24 protein-coding genes are annotated in these 18636 nt (G+C 62.9%); 14 read left to right on the top strand and 10 right to left on the bottom strand.

Annotated features, from left to right (window positions below):
* Positions 1-8: 8 nt before the first annotated feature.
* Positions 9-284 carry a YrhK family protein gene (locus BH93_RS01320; RefSeq protein ID WP_037174883.1) on the bottom strand — a complete coding sequence of 92 codons (276 nt, stop codon included), beginning with the start codon at positions 282-284 and terminating at the stop codon, positions 9-11.
* Positions 285-334: 50 nt separating this feature from the next.
* Positions 335-1597, bottom strand: a complete 1263-nt coding sequence (locus BH93_RS01315) for a reverse transcriptase family protein (protein WP_037174884.1) — start codon at positions 1595-1597, stop codon at positions 335-337.
* Between the two features lie 464 nt (positions 1598-2061).
* Between BH93_RS01315 and BH93_RS01310 the strand changes: the two genes are divergently transcribed.
* Both BH93_RS01310 and BH93_RS01305 read left to right on the top strand, forming a co-directional pair.
* Positions 2062-2613 carry a DUF3558 domain-containing protein gene (locus tag BH93_RS01310; RefSeq protein WP_080739138.1) on the top strand — a complete coding sequence of 184 codons (552 nt, stop codon included), beginning with the start codon at positions 2062-2064 and terminating at the stop codon, positions 2611-2613.
* Positions 2614-2639: 26 nt separating this feature from the next.
* Positions 2640-3026 carry a hypothetical protein gene (locus BH93_RS01305; protein WP_037174886.1) on the top strand — a complete coding sequence of 129 codons (387 nt, stop codon included), beginning with the start codon at positions 2640-2642 and terminating at the stop codon, positions 3024-3026.
* Positions 3027-3056: 30 nt separating this feature from the next.
* Here the strand turns inward: BH93_RS01305 and BH93_RS01300 are convergent, their stop codons facing one another.
* A complete protein-coding gene (locus BH93_RS01300) occupies positions 3057-5372 on the bottom strand; it encodes an ABC transporter permease (protein WP_242459088.1) in 2316 nt (771 codons plus the stop codon).
* Positions 5373-5484: 112 nt separating this feature from the next.
* Positions 5485-6204: an ABC transporter ATP-binding protein gene (locus tag BH93_RS01295; RefSeq protein ID WP_165712601.1), complete on the bottom strand. Its 720-nt coding sequence runs from the start codon at positions 6202-6204 to the stop codon at positions 5485-5487.
* Between the two features lie 250 nt (positions 6205-6454).
* Between BH93_RS01295 and BH93_RS01290 the strand changes: the two genes are divergently transcribed.
* Positions 6455-7006 (top strand): DUF3558 family protein, encoded by a 552-nt coding sequence (locus tag BH93_RS01290; protein ID WP_080739119.1) that lies wholly within the window; start codon positions 6455-6457, stop codon positions 7004-7006.
* 26 nt (positions 7007-7032) lie between these two features.
* Complete coding sequence (locus tag BH93_RS01285) at positions 7033-7419, top strand: hypothetical protein (RefSeq protein WP_037174889.1); 387 nt, start codon at positions 7033-7035, stop codon at positions 7417-7419.
* On the opposite strand, the gene BH93_RS01280 is transcribed toward BH93_RS01285, so the two are convergent.
* Complete coding sequence (locus tag BH93_RS01280; protein WP_037174890.1) at positions 7403-7933, bottom strand: GNAT family N-acetyltransferase; 531 nt, start codon at positions 7931-7933, stop codon at positions 7403-7405. The two genes, BH93_RS01285 and BH93_RS01280, sit on opposite strands and share 17 nt — an antisense overlap.
* A gap of 279 nt (positions 7934-8212) precedes the next feature.
* Between BH93_RS01280 and BH93_RS01275 the strand changes: the two genes are divergently transcribed.
* The 4 genes from BH93_RS01275 to BH93_RS01260 all read left to right on the top strand — a co-directional run bounded on the left by BH93_RS01275 (position 8213) and on the right by BH93_RS01260 (position 11776).
* Complete coding sequence (locus BH93_RS01275) at positions 8213-9160, top strand: ABC transporter ATP-binding protein (protein ID WP_080739120.1); 948 nt, start codon at positions 8213-8215, stop codon at positions 9158-9160.
* Positions 9161-9169: 9 nt separating this feature from the next.
* Positions 9170-9952: an ABC transporter permease gene (locus BH93_RS01270; RefSeq protein WP_037174891.1), complete on the top strand. Its 783-nt coding sequence runs from the start codon at positions 9170-9172 to the stop codon at positions 9950-9952.
* A 73-nt stretch (positions 9953-10025) separates the two neighbouring features.
* The gene (locus tag BH93_RS01265; protein WP_037174892.1) at positions 10026-11171 is read left to right on the top strand and encodes a sensor histidine kinase; all 1146 of its coding nucleotides are present in this window, start codon (positions 10026-10028) and stop codon (positions 11169-11171) included.
* The gene (locus tag BH93_RS01260; RefSeq protein WP_037174893.1) at positions 11168-11776 is read left to right on the top strand and encodes a response regulator transcription factor; all 609 of its coding nucleotides are present in this window, start codon (positions 11168-11170) and stop codon (positions 11774-11776) included. The genes BH93_RS01265 and BH93_RS01260 overlap by 4 nt, the downstream gene beginning before the upstream one ends.
* 84 nt (positions 11777-11860) lie before the next feature.
* Here the strand turns inward: BH93_RS01260 and BH93_RS01255 are convergent, their stop codons facing one another.
* Together BH93_RS01255 and BH93_RS01250 are read right to left on the bottom strand one after the other, a co-directional pair.
* On the bottom strand, positions 11861-12688 hold the full coding sequence (locus tag BH93_RS01255) for an SDR family oxidoreductase (protein ID WP_037174895.1): 828 nt from the start codon (positions 12686-12688) through the stop codon (positions 11861-11863).
* A gap of 167 nt (positions 12689-12855) precedes the next feature.
* Entirely contained in the window at positions 12856-13413 is a 558-nt protein-coding gene (locus tag BH93_RS01250) for a helix-turn-helix domain-containing protein (protein WP_037174896.1), read from the bottom strand.
* A 66-nt stretch (positions 13414-13479) separates the two neighbouring features.
* Between BH93_RS01250 and BH93_RS01245 the strand changes: the two genes are divergently transcribed.
* From BH93_RS01245 to BH93_RS01230, 4 genes are all read left to right on the top strand, one after another.
* Positions 13480-14178, top strand: coding sequence for an AzlC family ABC transporter permease (locus BH93_RS01245; protein WP_037174897.1), 699 nt, complete (start codon positions 13480-13482; stop codon positions 14176-14178).
* Complete coding sequence (locus tag BH93_RS01240; RefSeq protein WP_037174898.1) at positions 14175-14486, top strand: AzlD domain-containing protein; 312 nt, start codon at positions 14175-14177, stop codon at positions 14484-14486. Before BH93_RS01245 ends, BH93_RS01240 begins: the two co-directional genes overlap by 4 nt.
* A gap of 508 nt (positions 14487-14994) precedes the next feature.
* Entirely contained in the window at positions 14995-16014 is a 1020-nt protein-coding gene (locus BH93_RS01235; RefSeq protein WP_037174900.1) for a DUF5914 domain-containing protein, read from the top strand.
* On the top strand, positions 16015-16419 hold the full coding sequence (locus BH93_RS01230) for a VOC family protein (protein WP_037174901.1): 405 nt from the start codon (positions 16015-16017) through the stop codon (positions 16417-16419). It begins immediately after the preceding gene.
* On the opposite strand, the gene BH93_RS01225 is transcribed toward BH93_RS01230, so the two are convergent.
* Both BH93_RS01225 and BH93_RS01220 read right to left on the bottom strand, forming a co-directional pair.
* Entirely contained in the window at positions 16403-16891 is a 489-nt protein-coding gene (locus tag BH93_RS01225) for an SRPBCC family protein (RefSeq protein ID WP_037174902.1), read from the bottom strand. The genes BH93_RS01230 and BH93_RS01225 overlap by 17 nt on opposite strands.
* Positions 16888-17232: an ArsR/SmtB family transcription factor gene (locus BH93_RS01220; protein WP_037174903.1), complete on the bottom strand. Its 345-nt coding sequence runs from the start codon at positions 17230-17232 to the stop codon at positions 16888-16890. Before BH93_RS01220 ends, BH93_RS01225 begins: the two co-directional genes overlap by 4 nt.
* A 227-nt stretch (positions 17233-17459) precedes the next feature.
* On the opposite strand from BH93_RS01220, the gene BH93_RS01215 reads away from it, so the two are divergent.
* Together BH93_RS01215 and BH93_RS01210 are read left to right on the top strand one after the other, a co-directional pair.
* Complete coding sequence (locus BH93_RS01215; protein ID WP_032402026.1) at positions 17460-17909, top strand: Hsp20/alpha crystallin family protein; 450 nt, start codon at positions 17460-17462, stop codon at positions 17907-17909.
* Positions 17910-17947: 38 nt separating this feature from the next.
* The gene (locus BH93_RS01210) at positions 17948-18121 is read left to right on the top strand and encodes a hypothetical protein (protein WP_155291025.1); all 174 of its coding nucleotides are present in this window, start codon (positions 17948-17950) and stop codon (positions 18119-18121) included.
* Positions 18122-18172: 51 nt separating this feature from the next.
* Here BH93_RS01210 and BH93_RS01205 read toward each other — a convergent pair whose 3' ends face one another.
* On the bottom strand, positions 18173-18628 hold the full coding sequence (locus BH93_RS01205; protein WP_037175177.1) for a GNAT family N-acetyltransferase: 456 nt from the start codon (positions 18626-18628) through the stop codon (positions 18173-18175).
* Positions 18629-18636: the final 8 nt, after the last annotated feature.

The following is an 18636-nucleotide window of genomic DNA, read 5'->3' as shown; positions in this document are numbered from 1 at the left end:
GCCTGCGGTCAGTAGTCCTCGTCGCTGTCCGCGGCCGACTGGCCGCGCCCGATCCTGGTGAGATGCACGCGCCGGGCGAGGCGGATCATCGGCCGGATGAGCAGTTCGATACTTCCGAGGAGGAACAACCACGTGCCGGCCACGGTGGTGCTCTCGTGGAAGAACAGGATGCTGCCGATGATGAACCAGACCGCAACGAGGATGTCGTTGATGATGCTGACTACTTCCCATCGCTGACGGATCACCAACTCCTCGCGTCCGATGGTGAAGGTCAGGTCGTTCATAGCGGCTCCTCGGAGGAATGAGTGGTTCGGAGTCGCCTACCCCATTCGCGCTACTCGAACCATCGGACCCCAGACGCCATGGATAATAACTTTGCGCGACGCGTCTCGTTCGTCTCGCCGATCCGGGCGATACGTCCGTAGACGTGTGCTCGAAAGTCGTTGTGGTCATGCAGGTTCTGCTCAGCTGGTCCGGTGCTGATGCAGTTGTGCAGCAGTGCCCTGAGATTGTCGTATTCCTCTCGGGGTACTGCCGGCCACGAGTTGACGACGAGCCCGGTCAGCTGTTGTCGCTGATGAGCGCGTCGAACCCTGGTCTTGTCGGGATGAATCGTGAAGCCTTCGTCGTGTGCAATCTGCGAAATCAGCCACAGCAGTCTGTCCACGTCGATGTCTGCACCACCGGAGAACGCCAGATCGTCGGCGTATCGGCTGTAGCGAGCGCCGACGGACCGGGCCAGGCCTGCGGCCCGGATATCGAGCTGTCGCGCAGCCAGATTCGCCAACGCGGGTGACGTGGGCGCGCCCTGCGGCAAGTGGGTGGCGCGAAGCCGCGCCGAAGTGGGACGGTCCACGCCGACCAATTCGCGGGCCGGGGTCACCGTGGTGCACAGCGCGGCGAGATTCGCCGCGACCTTCCTGGGATAACCGACCGCCTCGAAGATCGCGACCACGCGATCGAACCCGATGGACGGAAAGAAGCGTCGGAGATCCACCGAGATCACCACGTCGCGTTCGGAATGCGGCATCGCGAAGGTACGCGGGCTGCGGGCCTTCCTGAACCCGTGCGCAGCCGGGTGAGCTGGAATTCGATCGAGTATGCGGCGCAGTATCTTTCGCTGTATCTCACGCAGGCGCGGTTTCGGCACTTCCAGCAATCGAATGCCCTGACGTTTGTCGAGTCGTGCAGATCGATAGTGCTGCAACGGGAACGGCGCAGTACGTAGCCTGCCCTGCAGGTCAGCGAACCATTCCATTTCGGAGATCGTCAGGTCGAGAGACCGTGCAAGCTGACCGGTCGTTTCGTACCGTGGTACCTCGAATCGCCAGGGCTTGAAGCCGGAGCTCGTCTTCGGTCGCTGCGAGGACACGGAGGGTTCCGGGATGAACGGAAGATCGCGTAGCAGAACGAAAATCGATGCCTCGTCGAAAGGCGGGCTGGAATACAGATTGATGATTCGGTCTGCGAGCCACGAGGCTCTTTCGGGCATGAAACGTGCGAACGCAACCTCGAGCCCCGACCGCGTCCACTCGGCCTCGGCGGCCAACCGCGCCAAAGTCGCGGCCGCCCGTGGGGTCAATTCGCGTTCGGTCACAGGCGGCTACCGATCGGGTGCAGCGCTGTGACATGCAAGGCTGTGACATGCAACGACGCGGGGCGACCGAAATCTTTCGTCCTCGGAGCAGGCGAGCACGCGGAGCGTGCAGAGCTGCTTCGGACGCAGTGCTCGATTTTCGTGATGTACCCAGGGGTTACCCCTGAGACCGGTCCCGCGGACCAACTCTCGCCCACGCGCCGCTGCATCCCTCCACCATGCCAAATCGACGCCGATCTGTCAGCGCGTTGCCCGCGGGACCGTCACGGAAGGATCGATTCGAGTGCGCCCATGACATCGGAGATCTGTGGCCGCACCTGATGGTTCACTATCGTCCACCGCGCGCGACTACCCGCCGGTGGATTGCGATTCTGATCGCCCAGGTTCGAAGCGAAGGTAGTGGAACCATCACGAGCCCCGCCGCGTCCAAGAACGTAGGTGTTCTCGAGGAACGGACAAGAGCAATGCGCAGGGCACGTCGATGGATCCCGATGATGGCGACACTTCTGCTGATCGCGGGCTGCTCGAGCACTACCGAAGGGGAATCGACGCCGCGGGTGGAAACCAGCACCACCGTCGCGGCACCAACTACGCCATGGGATCCCTGCACCATCCCCGACGAGGCAATCGAGCGAGCGGGATTGAACGTGGAGACGAAGGAGTCGGGAATCTTCGGACGCGATCAATACGGATTCAAGATTTGTGGTTGGGAGAACCAGGCACCAACCGGTGTGTACTACTTCTCGATCTTCGTCGGGCTCGAAAGCATCGACTACATCGACGAACCGAGTACTTTCGATCGACTCCAGCCCGTTCGAGTGGGCACTCGCAACGCCATCCAGTATCAGCAGGTCAATGCCGATTCGACGCGCAACTGCGGTGTCGCGTTCACCGCCGGACCGGAATTGATAAGAGCAACTTGGATCACTGGCGCACTCGTCCGCAAACCGGCGTACGACCCGTGCACGGAGCTCAACTCCACGGTCACAAAGCTCGATTCCGAATTTCCCAGCTAGATCTTCGATCGAAGGATGCCGAGACTGTGACCGACGCCCAGCCGAACCTCATCGCACATTGGCAAGACCTGAACGCCCAAGCCGACGCCGGCACGATCACCATTCCCGCCGATGTCGCCGCGAAATGCGACGCAGCCTGTGTCACCTACCTCGCTCACCTTCAAAAGATGCACGCACAGGCGACCCAGCTGGGCGAATTCCAAGACTGGGGCGACTTCAAATCCGCCCAGGATTTGCAAGGCAAATTCATGCGTCTCGCCACCGGCACCGATCGGTCTCTCGACATCATTCTTCAACAGCACGTCGAGGTCATCGAATCCATGCGGATGCTCTTTCGTCGCTATTTCGACGAGACCGAGGCTACCGATGACCGGACATCCGCGAACATCACTGCACTCGCTCCAGAAAACTGAATGCGCACATACATTCTCGGTTGCCCACGGCTATCCGGTCCGTACCCGTAGTCCCCGTCGGGTCACCAGCACGGTTGCCGTCGTCGCCAGAGCCCAACATCCCGAGACCACCCACAGCACCGTCGACCACGACATCTGCAGGCCCACTACGGTTTCGGTCACCTGAGACAAGCCGGCCGCCATCGCCAGCAGTGGAGGCACGGTGACCATCACCCCGAGCGCAGAGCCGATCAGAACAATCACACCAGTCTCGCCGACGGCCTTCGTCAGCAGTTGCCGGTCGGTTCCACCGGACGCTCTCAGGACGGAAATATCGTCCTTGCGTCGGTACGCCGATATAGCCGTGCTGTTTGCCACCGCGAGACCGCTGTACCCGACGCCCATTGTGATGAGCACGGCCGCAAGCCAATTGGTGAGGCGCGCGTCGACCATGTAGTCCTGCAACGCGAAACTGTGTGCGTCTTCGACCCTCGCACCTGCGGTCAAGTGTGTCGGTGCCATGTCTTCCGGAACGAACACGACCTCGGTCAATGCCGACGGATCATGATCGCGTACCAGTGCGCGCGGCAGCACGAATGCACCACGCGCGGGGTCGAGCGGGAGCACCTGCGACACCACCACGCTCTCGGAACGACCGTCTGCGAAGGTCACCGACATCTCCTCGCCGGCCCGCACATCGAACAGACTCGCTGTTGCCTCGTCCAGCACTGCCCGCCCCGGTGCGGCGCACCGTTCATCGAGGCTGCCGACGGCGTCGACGACGGTCACGGTGCCGTCAGGTCCAGGAACGAATACGCGTGACGGTAGTCCGGCAGTTGTTCCTACCGGACCCGCCGCTGTTTCGGCTACCACCTGATCGCTCAGACCCCCGGTTCCATCGGGGGTCACGGCTGCCAGTCCGCGCAACTGCTCGGTCTGCTCGGCCGGATACGCCACGGCCATCGTCTGCACCATTCCGCTCAGCAGCACCGCGAAGCCGACGGCGGCAATCACCGGAGCCACGGTAGCGGCCGCACGGCGTGACCCCGTCATTAGCTCCGCTCTGACCAGCATCGATGCCGCCGATCGAGAGCGCCGTGTGAACGGCCGAGTCACGACGCCGGCGATCGGCCCGATCACGATCGGCGCAAGTAGCGCCGCAGCCAGGATCAGCAGCATGGCCGCAGCGACCGCGGTATTCACTCTGCTGTCGGTAGCCGCTGTTGCTGTCGACACCGTCGCACCCAGACCACCGATGAGCGAGGCAAGCCCGATGAGCCAGCGCAGCGTCGTCATGGGACGTCGTTCGACGGCGGCATCGAGAAGGGCCTCGATGGGATCCACTGTGGCGGCCGATCGAGCGGGCATCCAGGCACCGATCAACGCCACGGTGATGCCGATGCTCACCGCCACCAGTAGAGGCCACGCCGATATCCGAACCTGCAACTCCGGCGGTTGAACGTCGAGTTTCAGCAGCAACATTCGCAGCGCAGGTGACGCTGCGATGCCGAGGCCTGCACCGACGAGACCACCCACGAGGCCGATGACCGCGGCCTCTCCGAGCACCAAGCGTCGTACTTGTCCCGTGGCAGCACCGATGGTTCGCAGCAGGGCGATCTCCCGTCGGCGTTCGGATGTCGCGAGGGCGAATGTCGATCCCACAACGAAGACGGTCGTGAACAGGCCGATGGTGGCCATCGCGACGATCAGCTGAGTGCCCAGATTCCGCCGGTGCGAGACGAACTCGGGCTCCAGCGCTGCGCGATCGGTGCCAGTGGCCACTCGTCCCCCGTCACCCAGCTTTTCTTCGACCCTTGTCTCGAGATCGTCCAACCGCCCATCGGGCGTCGCTACGACGCCTATAGCGCGTACACCGGGGTCCAGCTGCGCGGCACGTTCGTCAGCGAAATAGAGCCCTGGCCCGTCCTGCGTTCCCGCCACCGCGAAGTTCTCGAGCCCCGCGGCGAGATTGACCGAGACCGTGTCGCCTACCGCGAGACCCAGTGAATCGGAGACAACAATCTGGTCGGGGTTCGTCGGTGCAGCCCCCGATGTCAACCGAAGGGGTGTCAATTGCGCACTTGCCCAACCGTGTCCAGCGTCCTGCGCTCTCTCGTCCTCGACCGGTGCACCGTCGATGAACGGCTGGGCATAGAAAGACCTATCGGTGACGACTGCCTCCACTCCGGGCACGGCACCGAGATCGGCGGCAACCTGCCGAGCCCGCTCTGCACTCCAGGGAATGAAGTCCGCCGTGTTGCCGAACTCGTTCACGGCCTGCGCGGGCAATGCGAGTAGCGCCGCACCCTCCAGCCGCGGCTGAACCACCGGTCGTGCGGAGTCGTAGATGATGAGCGTCGCGCTCATCAGGGCAACCCCGAACGTCGTGGCCAGCAGTGTTGCCAGAAAGCTTCTCCAATGAGTGCGAAGGTTCGCCGATGCCAGCATCATCCGTCCAGTCCGGCCATGCGAGCGGCAATCACGGCCGCAATGTCCGGTCGCTCCCGTTCGATCTCCAAGGAATCGACGATGAGCCCGTCTTGAGAAAGATTGCTACGTCGGCGTAAGAAGCGGCAAGTGGGTCGTGCGTGACCATCAGAGTGGTCTGCTGGTGATCGTCGACGAACGTGCGCATCAGCGACAGAACATCTTTCGATGAGCGCGAGTCCAGGGCACCGGTCGGTTCGTCCGCGAAGAGAACGTCCGGCCGGGTGATGAGGGCCCGCGCCAGGGCAACTCGTTGCTGCTGACCGCCCGACAATTCGGCAGGACGATGGAACGCGCGATCCTCGAGCCCCACTGCCGCCAACGCCGCCGTCACTTCACTCGCCGGAATACGAGACCCAGCGAATCGTGCTGGTAACTCGATGTTTTGCGCTGCGGTCAACGAATTCACCAGATTGAACGCCTGAAATACGAATCCCACCCGGCGGCGACGCAATTCGGTGCGCGCCTTCTCGTTGAGTTGGGCGATGTCGGTGCCCGCAATCGTGACGATGCCACTGGTCGGACGATCCAGACCTGCTGCGCAGTGCAGCAGCGTCGACTTACCCGAGCCCGAGGGTCCCATGATCGCAGTGAAACTACCCCTCGCGAAGTCCATCGACACTCCGTCGAGAGCTGTGACTGCACGATGGCCCTCGCCGTGCACCTTCCGGACATCGTCGAGCCGGACCGCCGGTGCGTCATCTCGAATCATGCAGTAATTGAATCTGTTTCGTCGACGCGGCACAGTGCCGCACGCACTACACAATATTCGGGGGTCTGCCCTACCAACTGCGACGAGCGATGTGCCTACGATGGCCGGCCCCTCGATCCACGCCCCGGATCGTGAAATAAACCGGCAATCCCAGCATCAGGCGCGTAGCTGGTACCTGGCCCGTCCCGGGAACCGAAAACAGCTGGCCTGCGTCCAAGCAGATGGGACTTTCGCGAGAACAGGTGAGGCAATGCGTGGAGCACGTCGATCGGTACCGGCAGCAGTGGCGCTTGTGCTGCTCACTGGCTGCTCAGGTGCCACTGCAGGGCAGCCGTCACCCGGGGTCCAGACCAGCAGCACCGTCGCGGCCCCCACTACGCCATGGGATCCCTGCTCCATCCCCGACGAGGCCATCGAGCGAGCGGGATTGAACGTGGAGACGAAGGAGTCGGGAGTGTTCGGACGCGATCAAAACGGATTCAAGATCTGTGGATGGGAGAGCCAGCCATCGGATAGCAAGTACTACTTCTCGATATTCGTCGGATTGGAAGATATCGACTACATCGACGATCCGAGCAAGTTCGACCGACTCCGGTCCGTTCGAGTGGGAACACGCGACGCCACTCAGTATCAGCAGGTCGGTGCCGACGCGTCCTTCAATTGCGGCGCTGCCTTCACTGTTGGGGCCGAACTGATCATGACGACACTGAACACGAGCGCATTGGTCGATCTCGTACCGTACGACCCTTGCACTGAACTCAGCGAACTCACCGCCAGCCTCGATTCCGAGCTACCCAACTAGACCTGCGATCCGAGGATGTTCAGACTATGACCGACGCCCATCCGAACCTCATCGCCCACTGGCAGGGCCTCAACGCCCAAGCGGAAGCCGGCATGATCACCATTCCAGCCGATGTGGCCGCGAAATGCGACGCCGCTTGCGTCACCTACCTCGAGCATCTCGACAAGATGAAGATCGACGCGACAAAGCTGGCCGTGGTCACTTCTTGGGGTGACTTGCCGTCCGCACAGGCGTTGCGTGACAAGTTCCTCGCGAAAGCCACCGGCACCGATCGGTCTCTCGACGTGATTCTTCAGCAGCACATCGACGTCATCGAATCGATGCGGATGCTCTTTCGTCGCTACTTCGACGAGACGGCCGACACCGATGATCGGACGTCGTCGAACATCACGGCGCTCACTCCGGAGAACTGATAGACCGCAACGCTTTTCTGTGGACCTCGACTTTGCGTTTGTCGTTGTCCAGTCGCCGTTCGACCGGCAGATAGCCGAGTGAACGCCACCATCCGATGCTCTCGACCATGCTCACCATCGGACCCACGAACACATGGGTCCACCCCTGTGCCACAAGAATGCGCTCGAGCTCCGCCAGCACCGGATTCGCCACACGCTCATGCTCTAGTTCCCCGTCGACGATCAGACTCCCCACCCACGGTTGGCCTTCGCGGGGATGCGGAACCAGCAACGTCATCACGCCCACGATTCGTTCTGATGCACGAATCACCAGGCAGTGAGAGTTCTCCATGACCGTGTTGTGCCAGAGAAATTTCTCGACATCCACCTCGGTGAAGACGGTGACACCGGTGTGCAACGTACTCGCGTCGAGGAACTCGGGGTTGCTGTTGAACACGGCCAGGAACCGCTCGGTGGTGTCTCCGCCATCGACCTCACGGACCGTATACGAACCCGCGGCGAATCCGATTTCCATCACGCCACGATAAGTCCACTACCCAATCCACGCCCTTCATCGTCATTCACGCCCGCTCTAGGCGGTGTGAATCCCCACGAGGGGCGTGAATCCCTGCATCGGGGCACTTACGTGACACCTGGTCCGTAGTTGCACGTGACAGATGTCAGCAGTTCGCCATGACGGCCGAAACGACCTGGCAATTGGCGTTGACCTGCGCTTTCTTCTAGGTGGAGAGTCTGATGTGTCGCCGAGGAACACGGCTGAAGATCCACAGACGAAAGAGCGAAGGGAACACACATGATCACGCAGAATTCGACTCGCACCGAGGCGGTGGGTACCGAGACAGCATTCGCGGTACACGCCACCGGTGTCCACAAGTCGTTCAGCGACTCCACGGGCTCGAAGTTCCGCGCCGTTCGCGAGTTGAACCTCTCGATTCCCCGCGGGCAGGTTGTGGCGTTTCTCGGGCCGAACGGCGCAGGCAAGAGCACGACGATCGACATGATCCTCGGACTCACCGAACCGGACGGCGGCACCATCGAGGTGCTCGGCACCGATCCGCTGACCGCCGCGTCGACAGGACGCAGCGCAGCGGTACTGCAGTCCGGTGGACTGTTGCCGGACGTCACTGTCGGCGCACTGGTCGCGATGATGGGCTCGCTGTACATCGGGGCCGATCCTGCCGCCGCGATCACCCGCGCCGGGCTCGGTGAACTGGTGAATCGACGCGTATCGAAATGCTCTGGTGGCGAACAGCAGAAGGTGCGGTTCGCCCTCGCATTGCTCTCCAACCCCGAGCTACTACTGCTCGACGAGCCGACCGCCGGCATGGATGTCACTGCGCGCAAGCACTTCTGGCAGGCGATTCGCGCGCAGGCAGCCAACGGCACGACCGTCATGTTCGCAACCCACTACCTCGAAGAGGCACAGGACTTCGCCGATCGAATCGTCGTCATCGTCGACGGTGCCCTCGTCGCCGACGGCACGGTGGCCCAGATCAAGGCCACCGTCTCCAATCGGACCGTCGACGCCAACCTGCCACGCTCCGAGGCCGAATTCGTTGCAGCGCAAACCGGCTCGCGACTGCAGGAACTCGCCAACGGCCGGTTCCGCTTCGTGTGCACCGATACCGACCCCGTGGTGCGCGCACTGAGCACGTCGACCTCCGCGACCGATATCGCGATCGTGTCGGCCTCACTCGACGAAGCATTCTCGGCGCTGACCGACCGCACTCACCAGAACTGAGGACATCCGATGACCACTACGACATCACTACGCCCCCGCCGCGGACTACACCCCACGTTCGTACTGCACGACATCCGCAGGCAGATCACCCCACAGAATCTGATCTTCACCGTCGCGCTGCCCGCCGTGCTCTACCTCGCCCTGTTCCGCGTCGTCGAGCCCAGCGCCGGAGTCGATCTGCCGCACGGCAACTTTCAGACCTGGATGATGATCGGAATCGCCGTCTACGGTGCGTCGATCGGCACCATCTCGCGGGCCGCGGGCATCTCGAACGAGAAGGCCAACGGCTGGCTGCGGACAATTCGCCTGTCGCCCTTGGGTGCCGGCGGCTACGTCGCATCGCGCATCATCGCCTGCCAGGTGTACGCGGCCATCCCGGTCATCGTGGTCGGCATCCTCGGAGCACTCACCGGAGCCCGCGCCGACGCGATCGTGTGGATCACCGGCCTCGTCGTGGCCTGGATCGGATCTGCCATCTTCTCCGCCCTCGGCCTTGTGCTGGGGATGCTGCTGCCACCCGAGGTCGTCACCCACGTTCCTGGCGTCGTCATGACCGGCCTCGCCTTCCTCGGCAACATCTTCATCCCGCTTTCTGGCGGCATGCTCGCCGTCGCACAGGTGACACCGCTTTACGGTGTGGCGACGTTGGCCCGCTACGCGCTGACCGACGGCTACAACCTCGACGGATCTCACGCCTCGCTCGCAGGTGCCCTCATCAACGTCGCAGCCTGGTTCTTCGGATTCTCCTTCGCCGCCGTCCGACGATTCGCTGGGGCGACCGGCCGCCAGTGACATACAGGTCACGGTTGCCCAGCGCGGAGGCGTCGTCGATAGTGTGGGTTCCTCACCGGAGAAAGTGACAGCAGTGACCACGCAGAAAACCGATGCCCGACGCAACGAGCGGTTCCCCAGCGCGTTGGTCGCGTTCATTGCGAGTTGGTTCGTCGTCGCGCTGTTCACGTTCATTTCACTGACAACGGTGTTCGATCACCGGGAAAGCATCGGATACGGGCTTGCTCTCCTGGCCGCAGCGATGGTCGTCTTCATTGCGGTGATCCTGGTGCTGGCACAACGCATGTCGGTACTGGGACGCGTCGATTCACGGCTGACGGTGGCGGCATGGATCGCCATTCCGCTCGGCATCGTCCTCGTCCCGCTTTCCGAGGTCTGGGAGATGAGCGCGATGTCGGTGGCGATCGCGGCGACCTTGGTACGTGGGCGCTGGGCACCAGCCGTCGTCGGCGGTGTGTTCGTCATTGCGACCGTTGTCACTGTCGGCGTGGACCGCGCTGAGCCCCTAGAGGCGTTCGGAATCACGTTGTTCAACACGTGTACGACTGTGGTGCTGATCGTACTCACCGAGCTTGCACTGGCACTCGACGCTTTGCGGGCGTCTCGTGAACAGGTTGCCAGGCTGCTCGTCGATGCTGAGCGACATAGGATTTCGCGGGATTTGCATGACGTCATCGGCCGAACTCTGGTGACCGCGCAGCTACGCAATCAGGCTGCACTGCAGATGTTCGAGAATCAGCCGGAGAAGGCCCGCGAGCAGCTCGGGCATGTGCACGAGGTCCTCAACAGTGGTCAGGCCGATCTGAGGAGGATTACCAGCGGACCCATCCTCGACGACTTCGTGTCGGAGCTGGCAGCCGTCGAAGCGATGTGTGCCCGGCTGGGCATCGACTGCCTTACCTCGGTGGAAGCGCCGCCGGGCAGCGACGTGGACCGCATCTTCGCCGCGGTCGTACGCGAATCGTCCACCAACATGCTCAAGCATGCTCACCCACGCAGGTGCACCGTTCGAGTCACCGCTGAGAAGGACTGCGACGTCTTCGAGTTCACCAACGACGGCGTCACACGTGAGGAGACCGACGCAGGTACGGGAACCGGGATCGCTGCACTGACCCGTCAGGTGGAAAACGTCGGAGGCAGATTCACAGCCGGTAAGACGGTAGCGGGTACCGAGTTTCGAGTCGTGGCCACCATCCCGCGGGCAAAGGCAGACGTATGACAATCACAGTGTTGCTCGCCGAGGATGTCGCACTGCTCGCCGATGCATTCGAGGTGTTGCTGTCCACCGACCCGGACGTAGAAGTGGTCGGTCGAGTGTCGCGTGGAGACGAAGTATGCGATGCCGTATCTCGCCTGCGCCCGGACCTCGTCCTGATGGACATCGACATGCCCGGGATGACAGGCATCCAGGCCACCGCCGCCCTTCGAGCAATGAATGATCGCACCCCAGTGCTGCTACTGACCGCGCTCCCCGGCAGCGGACATGTGCACGATGCCTTGGCCGCTGGAGCGAATGGGTATCTCCTCAAGAGCACGGACGCGGTGCACCTTTTTGCCGGCATCAAGGCGGTGTTCTCGAAACACACCGTCATCGATCCGGCCCTGGCTGCGGAGGCGTTGCGGGCGGGGCCGAATCCACTGAAAGAGCGCGAACTCGATGTGTTGAGGCTCGTCGACCAGGGCCTGTCCACCAAACAGATCGGCGAACGGCTGTTTCTGAGTCCCGGTACCGTACGCAACTACCTCTCGAGCACCATCACCAAGCTGGGCTCGACCAGTCGACTCGAGGCCATAAAGTCCGCACGCGAAAACGGGTGGCTGTAGACGCACCCGGTGGTTCACGATCGATCTCGATGCGCGAGAAGCCGCCGATCGGATGCGATCGTGAACCTTCAGGTCCGCCGAAGCTCAGCCTCCGTGCGCCTCGACGGCCACAGGCTGCCATTCGCGCCAGTTGGCCAGTCGCGACTCGTAGTCCTTCGTCGCGATTTGCAGCGGTGCATCGCCGAAAAAGACTCGCAGTGGCGGCTTTTCGGCGTCGATCACCTTGAGCAGTGCCGACCGTGTTGCGCTCGGATCACCGGGAGTTGCCTGCCGGGCACTGCGCAGCTTCGCGGCCTTTTCCCGAATCGGGTCGTACGCGGCGATGTCGGTGGACTTCTTGGCAGACGGGCCGGACCAGTCTGTGGAGAACCCACCCGGCTCGATCAGCGTCACGTGGATACCGAAGTCTTCGACCTCCTGGGCCAAAGCCTGACTGAATCCCTCGAGGGCCCACTTGGAGGCGTGGTACGCACCGACATTCGGGAATGCGGAGATTCCGCCGATGGACGACACCTGAAAGATGTGGCCACTCCCCTGCTCACGCATGAACGGCAGCGCCGCCTGCGTGACCCACAGCGCTCCGAAGACGTTGGTCTCGATCTGCGCGCGGGTGTCCTCCTCGGAGATCTCCTCGATCATGCCGAACTGACCGTAGCCGGCGTTGTTGATGACGATGTCAAGTGAGCCGAACTTGTCGTAGGCCTGCTGCACGGCCGCGAAGTCGGCCGCGCGATCGTTGACGTCGAGCTCGATCGGCAGGATCGCGTCGCCGTACTGCTCCACGAGATCCTTCAGAGTGTCGGTGTTGCGAGCAGTGGCTGCGACCCGGTCGCCACGTTCGAGGGCTGCGATCGCCCACTCGCGACCGAATCCCTTGGATGTACCGGTGATGAACCACGTTTTGGGTGCCATGAATCTCGTCCCTTCGCTACACGGACAAAAGTAGGGACGACGTCCGCTGCAAACGCCTCTCGGCGAGTGGTCGCTCGTAGCGACAAATGGGGTGAGGCCCGGGGCTTGCCAAGCGAACGCCGTCGAAAGAGTCCAACGAGGTGCCGTCGCCGACTATTCCCCGCACGTCAGCTGTGTTCGGTGATCATCACCGCCATGGTGTTCGGCTCCAGCGCCTCGAAGATGTGCGGCACATCGCCCGGGTAGGCGACATAGTCGCCCGGTACCAGTTCGACGGCCTCCCCCGTCGGCCCCACCATCGCTCGTCCTGCGCTGAGCACCACATGCTCGACGACATTCGGCGAGTGCGGGTCCGAGCGCCTCGGCTCGCCGACGTCCGCGCTGATCAGATAGATGTCCCGTCGCGCGTTCGGCGGTGACGACGCCAGCAGCGTTGCCGTGTAGTCCGCCCTGTCCGACGCGAATCTCGGCCCCTCTCCTGCTCGAATCAGGCGGACCGACTGCTTCGCGGGCTCGACCAGCCTGGAGAACGGCACGCCCAATGTGACGCTGAGCGCCCAGAGCGTTTCGAGACTCGGGTTACCGGTTCCCGATTCCAGTTGCGACAGAGTCGACTTCGCAATACCGGCACGGCGAGCCACCTCGGCCAGAGAGAGGCCGACGCGTCGTCGTTCCTGCTGGAGGGCTGCAGCGATAGCTGCTATCGGTGGACCGGCATCCGCCATTCGTTCACTCCATCGGTACGTACGTTTGATTTGACGAACACTCTAACATCGTCCACTATAACGATCATGCGTTCGACATGGCGAACCCTGCAGGGGGTCAACATCCGCGACATCGCGTTGGTCTGTCTGGCCGATGCCCTCGTCGGAGCCTCGTTCGGTGCGATCTCCGTGGCCGCCGACCTGCCGCTGTGGCTACCGGTGGTGATGTCACTGGTGGTCTTCGCGGGCTCCTCACAATTCATCTTCGTCGGCATACTGGCCGTCGGCGGTAATCCCGTCGCCGCAGTGGCCAGCGCGTTGCTCGCCAACACCCGACTGGTTCCGCTCGGCTTCTCCATCGGAGCTGTGTTCGAGAACGTGTCACCGCTGAAGAGACTGCTGGGCACCCACCTGATCACCGACGAGGCAGTCGCCTTCACCGTCGCAGAAAAGGACGAGGGCGGCCGTCGAACAGCGTTCTGGCTGTGCGGAATCGGACTGTTCGTCACCTGGAACATCGGGGTCGTGATCGGCACCCTCGCCGGTGGCGCGATCACCGATACGGCCGCGCTCGGACTCGATGCGGCGTTCCCGGCCATCCTGCTGGGACTGATCATGCCTGCCCTCCGAGACCGAGCTACCCGCAATGCCGCCCTCGTCGGCGCAGTGATCGCCCTGGTCGCCTCGATGTTCCTGCCCAGTGGACTCCCGGTGCTCCTCTCGTTGATCGCCGTCGTTCCGGCCATGCTCTCCACTGCTCCTGGCACCCAGAAGGAACCCGCATGAACCTCACGATCCCGCTGATTGCCCTGGTCGTCGGCACCTACGCGCTACGCATCGCTGGGCCGGCACTGCGCACGCGCATCACCATCTCGCCGCGCATCGACAGGGTCATGAACACGTCCGTTGCCGTCGTGTTCGTCGCGTTGGTCGCCACCTCCTCCCTGCTCGTGGGCAAGGAATTCGCGGGCTTCGCGGCCCCGATCGGCGTCACCGTCGCGGGCATACTCGCCTGGCGAAAAGCACCCTTCGTCGTCATCGTGATCGCCGCAGCAGCAACCACTGCGGGGCTGCGCTGGATCGGCGTCAACTGACATCCACATCCGAACCACATCCACAACGAATCCGAATCCGTCCCGCGCGCTCCCCGACACCGCACCCAAGTCCACTCGATGTGACATTGACCCGCGAAAAGGCCACCAGATGTCACATCGAGTGCAGCGGAACGGGAACAATTGCGACCAAGCCACCGAACCTTTCGTGCACTCCCGACACGGCAACCAACCGATTGCGCCGCATTAGCGATCTCCCCTCCTGGGTGCCATCGACACACGGCTTCGCTAGGTGATCGATACCTCGAGCCAACTGACCTGAGCGTCCACTATTCACCTGCAACCACGGAATACCGCTCCTTGAGCCAAATTGTGGACACTGACAGCAGTCCACTCGAACAGCCGCCTTCCTCCCCGTTCACCGACGCCTCAAGTCCACTCGATGTGACATTGACCCCCGAAAAGGCCACCAGATGTCACATCGAGTACCGAGGAACGGGAACAATGGAAGAGGAACACGGGAAAACGACTGTCGACTTTGGGAGCAGCAATGACCGCGCTGGATGCAGTACGACGACGGTGGCCGAAGACGATGCCTCTGCAGCCGTTGCCGTCGGAGTCGTGGGCCAAGCAGGAGCCCACCTGGAAAGGCGCGAATCCCCAGGTCATCGAGTCCGCTCTCAAGCGCGCAAAGACGCGGACCTCGGGCAACTGGTTCGTGTTCGCCGCCAGTCGCGACATCAAGGCCGACAAGCCGTTCGGTCGTTATGTGGGCACGACCGAACTGGTTGCCTGGCGTGACTCGGCAGGCAAAGTACACATCGGTCCCGGCGCGTGTCCGCATCTCGGTGCGGCGCTGGACACCGCGAAGATCGAGTGCGACGCGCTGGTCTGTCGCTGGCACGGTCTGGCGCTCGGCCCGAAGGGCAAGCCGGGTTGGCGTCCGGTTCCCGCATTCGACGATGGAGTTCTGGTGTGGGTGCGGCTCGACGAGGTCGGCGGGGAGGAGCCGACGCCCGTCCCCGTGGTCCCGATCCGCCCGCCCGCCTCGACCGCAATCGCCGGCGTGGTCACCCTTGTCGGCAAGTGCGAGCCCGACGACATCATCGCCAATCGCCTCGATCCTTGGCACGGCGCGTGGTTCCACCCGTACTCGTTCGCGAGACTGAAGGTGGTCAGCGCGCCCACCGAGATCGACGTGCCCGACGAGGACGATCGCTTCCTCGTCGACGTGACCTTCCGAGTCAGCCGCGGCGTCGGAGTTCCGGTACGGGCCGAGTTCGTCTGCCCCGGTCCCCGCACCATCGTCATGCGCATCCTCGACGGTGAAGGTGCGGGCAGCGTCGTCGAAACGCATGCGACGCCACTGGCCCCAGCAGCCGACGGCACGCCGCGCACCGCCGTCATCGAAGCCACGATCGCCAGCTCCGATCGCCCGGGATTCCAGATGGCGCGCAAGGTATCCGGGCTGCTGCGACCGGCGATGAACTTCACCGCCGCACGCCTGTGGAAGGACGATCTCGACTACGCCGAACGCCGCTACGAACTGCGCTCGACAGGCCGGGCCTGAGTGCAGCTCTACCACGTGTGCTTCGCCGTGCAGGATCTCGACGCGGCGATGTCGGACCTGTCGGCGACGACCGACGCACGGTGGCGAGCGCCTCGTACAGGCACGCTGGGCGAGTGGACGTATCGCATCGTATTCTCCGTCGCCGCTCCGCATTTCGAGCTGATCGAGGGACCACCCGGTAGCCCATGGGACTCCACAACGGGCCCGCGATTCCACCACCTCGGGTTCTGGTCCGACAACATGGACTTGGACCGCACGGCCCTGGACGGCGTCGGACAAACCGTGTTCGACGCCTGCCCACTCGGCCGGCCGTTCAGCTATCACCGGATCGACAGCATCGGAGCGAACATCGAACTGGTCGACCGCTCAGCCGAACCGGGCTTCCGCACTACGTGGGATCTTTGACCACCTGACCCTCGACAAACTCGGCCAGTTGACCGATGACGGTTCCCCAACCGTCGTAGAACCCGTAGTCCTCGTGCATCTTTCGATCCTCTTCGTTGCGGTGCATCACGTGGGCGCGGTAATCCGTCCCGTCGGGATGATCGGCGAACGTGATCACCGCGGTCATGAACAACTGCGGTGCGGGCCGCCATCCCTCGACGAGTGAATTCGTGAACACGATGCGCTCACCGTCGTCGACGGCGAGGAAACAACCGTCGATGTGAGGCTCGTATGGTCCGCCGGATTCGCTGATCAGTGTGCGGAATGCGCCACCGGGCTTCGGATCCCAGGCATCGACGCGGCACAGCGCGGGCGCCGGAATCCACCACTTCTCGAATTTCGACGGGTCCGTCCATGCGTCCCACACGGCGGCGCGCGGAGCCTTGATGACGCGGGAGATGGTCAGGTCAAGAGCAGGATCGATCGATGTCATTGCGCTTCACTTTCTTTCGAGGTGCCGGTGACGAAGTGTTCGAGGCGATCGGTGCGGGATTCCCAGACGGCCCGCTGCTCTTGTAGCCAGTGACCGGCGACGTCCAAGTTGGCTCGTTCGATCGTGCATGCGCGCACTCGACCGACCTTGCGCGTGCTTATCCAGCCACTGCGCTCGAGCAGGTGAATGTGTTTCATGAACGACGGCAGGGTCATGTCGAACGGTTCGGCAAGTTCGCCCACCGTGGCCGGACCGGACCCCAACCGGCTCAACACGGCCCGGCGGGTCGGGTCGGCCAGCGCCTGGAACACGTCGTCGAGAACAATCGAATACTGAGCCATACGGCACACTATCCAGATCTGATACTTAGCGCAAGAGCTAAGCGTTGGCGACGCCGTGTAGGAACTCGACCTCTGCTGCGCCGCAGCACTATTGGTGCTGAAAATTTCCCAAGAAACTGTCCCAAGACTCTTGGCACTCGCCACATGAGAGTGCTAATTTCTGTTCTGCACAGTCAAGAGCGACTCGCCACAGGGGTGAGCGCATCTGCGTACAGGAGGTGGTTGCTGTGCTTCGATTCGATCCGTTCCGTGACGTCGATTCACTGGCCTCGGCGATGCTGGGTGTCTCTTCCGGTTCGGACCGCGCCCCACGATTCATGCCGATGGATCTGTACAAGGTCGATGATCACTACGTACTCAGTGCCGATCTGCCAGGCATCGACCCCGGATCTATCGACGTCGACGTCGATCGCGGCACCTTGACGCTCACCGCCCATCGTTCGGTACCGGAAAGCTCGGGTGTGCAGTGGATTTCCTCGGAGCGCTTCGCCGGAACCTACCGTCGCCAGGTTTCACTCGGTGATGGCGTCGACACCGAGCGTATCGCCGCGTCCTACGACAACGGCGTTCTGTCGGTGACGATTCCGCTCGCAGAGCGTGCGAAACCTCGAAAGATCGACATCGCTCGCACCGAGTCGACCGGCGAGCAGAAGTCCATCGAACACGAGCCGGCCTGAATCGAACCGACCACGACACGGCAGTGGGGGTGATGCGCATGGAATCCGATGCAGTGGTGTGGGCGGAATCGACCGATCGTGAGCACTGGTGGCGCACGGTGGTGGGCGTCGAGACGAGCATGAGGGAATGCTCGACGGCTGATGTGCTCGATCAGTGTCGAGCCGAGCCCCTCGATGACGATCTGTACCCGCACACTCAGCAAGCAGCGTGACGAGAGGGGCCGGCACCGAACACTCGGTGCCGGCCCTAGTCGCCCGAACCCCTACAGCGACAACGAGTAGAACGTGCTCGACGGATCCAGCACATAGTCCGCGAAGGGCGGGCACTCGACGAATCCGTGGCGCACATACAGCCTGCGGGCGGCAGCGAAATAGTCCTGGGTTCCCGTTTCCAGGCTCACCCGCACGTACCCGCGACGACGCGCATCGTCGAGCACGTGCACGAGCAGACTCGACGCCACTCCGCGTCCCCGCGCCTCCGCCGACGTGCGCATCGACTTCAACTCGCCGTGCTCAGGGTTGAGTTCCTTCAGCGCTGCAATGCCCCAGAGCGTGTTCACATCCCATACCGTCCATACGCTGACGTCCGATCGGCTCAGTCCGGACAGATCGAGGGCATGCACACTCTCGGCAGGCGAGGTGGCGTGCATGTCCGTGAGATGCTCGGTGAGCAGTGCACGGACTTCCGGACGCGACAGATCGTCGACCTCGATCCGCATCTCCGACG

Origin of the sequence: Rhodococcoides fascians A25f (assembly GCF_000760935.2) — a bacterium.
Classification (GTDB): Bacteria; Actinomycetota; Actinomycetes; order Mycobacteriales; family Mycobacteriaceae; genus Rhodococcoides.
This window is presented reverse-complemented; position numbering and strand designations above follow the sequence as displayed.

What these genes read in the sequence shown, in the direction of transcription:
- BH93_RS01290 (WP_080739119.1), top strand. Translation starts at nt 6,455, where the DNA reads ATGCGTGGAGCACGTCGATCGGTACCGGCAGCAGTGGCGCTTGTGCTG.
- BH93_RS01225 (WP_037174902.1), bottom strand. Translation starts at nt 16,891, where the DNA reads ATGACATCGATCGATCCTGCTCTTGACCTGACCATCTCCCGCGTCATC.
- BH93_RS01260 (WP_037174893.1), top strand. Translation starts at nt 11,168, where the DNA reads ATGACAATCACAGTGTTGCTCGCCGAGGATGTCGCACTGCTCGCCGAT.
- BH93_RS01255 (WP_037174895.1), bottom strand. Translation starts at nt 12,688, where the DNA reads ATGGCACCCAAAACGTGGTTCATCACCGGTACATCCAAGGGATTCGGT.
- BH93_RS01270 (WP_037174891.1), top strand. Translation starts at nt 9,170, where the DNA reads ATGACCACTACGACATCACTACGCCCCCGCCGCGGACTACACCCCACG.
- BH93_RS01250 (WP_037174896.1), bottom strand. Translation starts at nt 13,413, where the DNA reads ATGGCGGATGCCGGTCCACCGATAGCAGCTATCGCTGCAGCCCTCCAG.
- BH93_RS01240 (WP_037174898.1), top strand. Translation starts at nt 14,175, where the DNA reads ATGAACCTCACGATCCCGCTGATTGCCCTGGTCGTCGGCACCTACGCG.
- BH93_RS01235 (WP_037174900.1), top strand. Translation starts at nt 14,995, where the DNA reads ATGACCGCGCTGGATGCAGTACGACGACGGTGGCCGAAGACGATGCCT.
- BH93_RS01320 (WP_037174883.1), bottom strand. Translation starts at nt 284, where the DNA reads ATGAACGACCTGACCTTCACCATCGGACGCGAGGAGTTGGTGATCCGT.
- BH93_RS01245 (WP_037174897.1), top strand. Translation starts at nt 13,480, where the DNA reads ATGCGTTCGACATGGCGAACCCTGCAGGGGGTCAACATCCGCGACATC.
- BH93_RS01280 (WP_037174890.1), bottom strand. Translation starts at nt 7,933, where the DNA reads ATGGAAATCGGATTCGCCGCGGGTTCGTATACGGTCCGTGAGGTCGAT.
- BH93_RS01275 (WP_080739120.1), top strand. Translation starts at nt 8,213, where the DNA reads ATGATCACGCAGAATTCGACTCGCACCGAGGCGGTGGGTACCGAGACA.
- BH93_RS01310 (WP_080739138.1), top strand. Translation starts at nt 2,062, where the DNA reads ATGCGCAGGGCACGTCGATGGATCCCGATGATGGCGACACTTCTGCTG.
- BH93_RS01210 (WP_155291025.1), top strand. Translation starts at nt 17,948, where the DNA reads ATGGAATCCGATGCAGTGGTGTGGGCGGAATCGACCGATCGTGAGCAC.
- BH93_RS01300 (WP_242459088.1), bottom strand. Translation starts at nt 5,372, where the DNA reads ATGAGCGCGACGCTCATCATCTACGACTCCGCACGACCGGTGGTTCAG.
- BH93_RS01220 (WP_037174903.1), bottom strand. Translation starts at nt 17,232, where the DNA reads ATGGCTCAGTATTCGATTGTTCTCGACGACGTGTTCCAGGCGCTGGCC.
- BH93_RS01295 (WP_165712601.1), bottom strand. Translation starts at nt 6,204, where the DNA reads ATGATTCGAGATGACGCACCGGCGGTCCGGCTCGACGATGTCCGGAAG.
- BH93_RS01285 (WP_037174889.1), top strand. Translation starts at nt 7,033, where the DNA reads ATGACCGACGCCCATCCGAACCTCATCGCCCACTGGCAGGGCCTCAAC.
- BH93_RS01205 (WP_037175177.1), bottom strand. Translation starts at nt 18,628, where the DNA reads ATGCGGATCGAGGTCGACGATCTGTCGCGTCCGGAAGTCCGTGCACTG.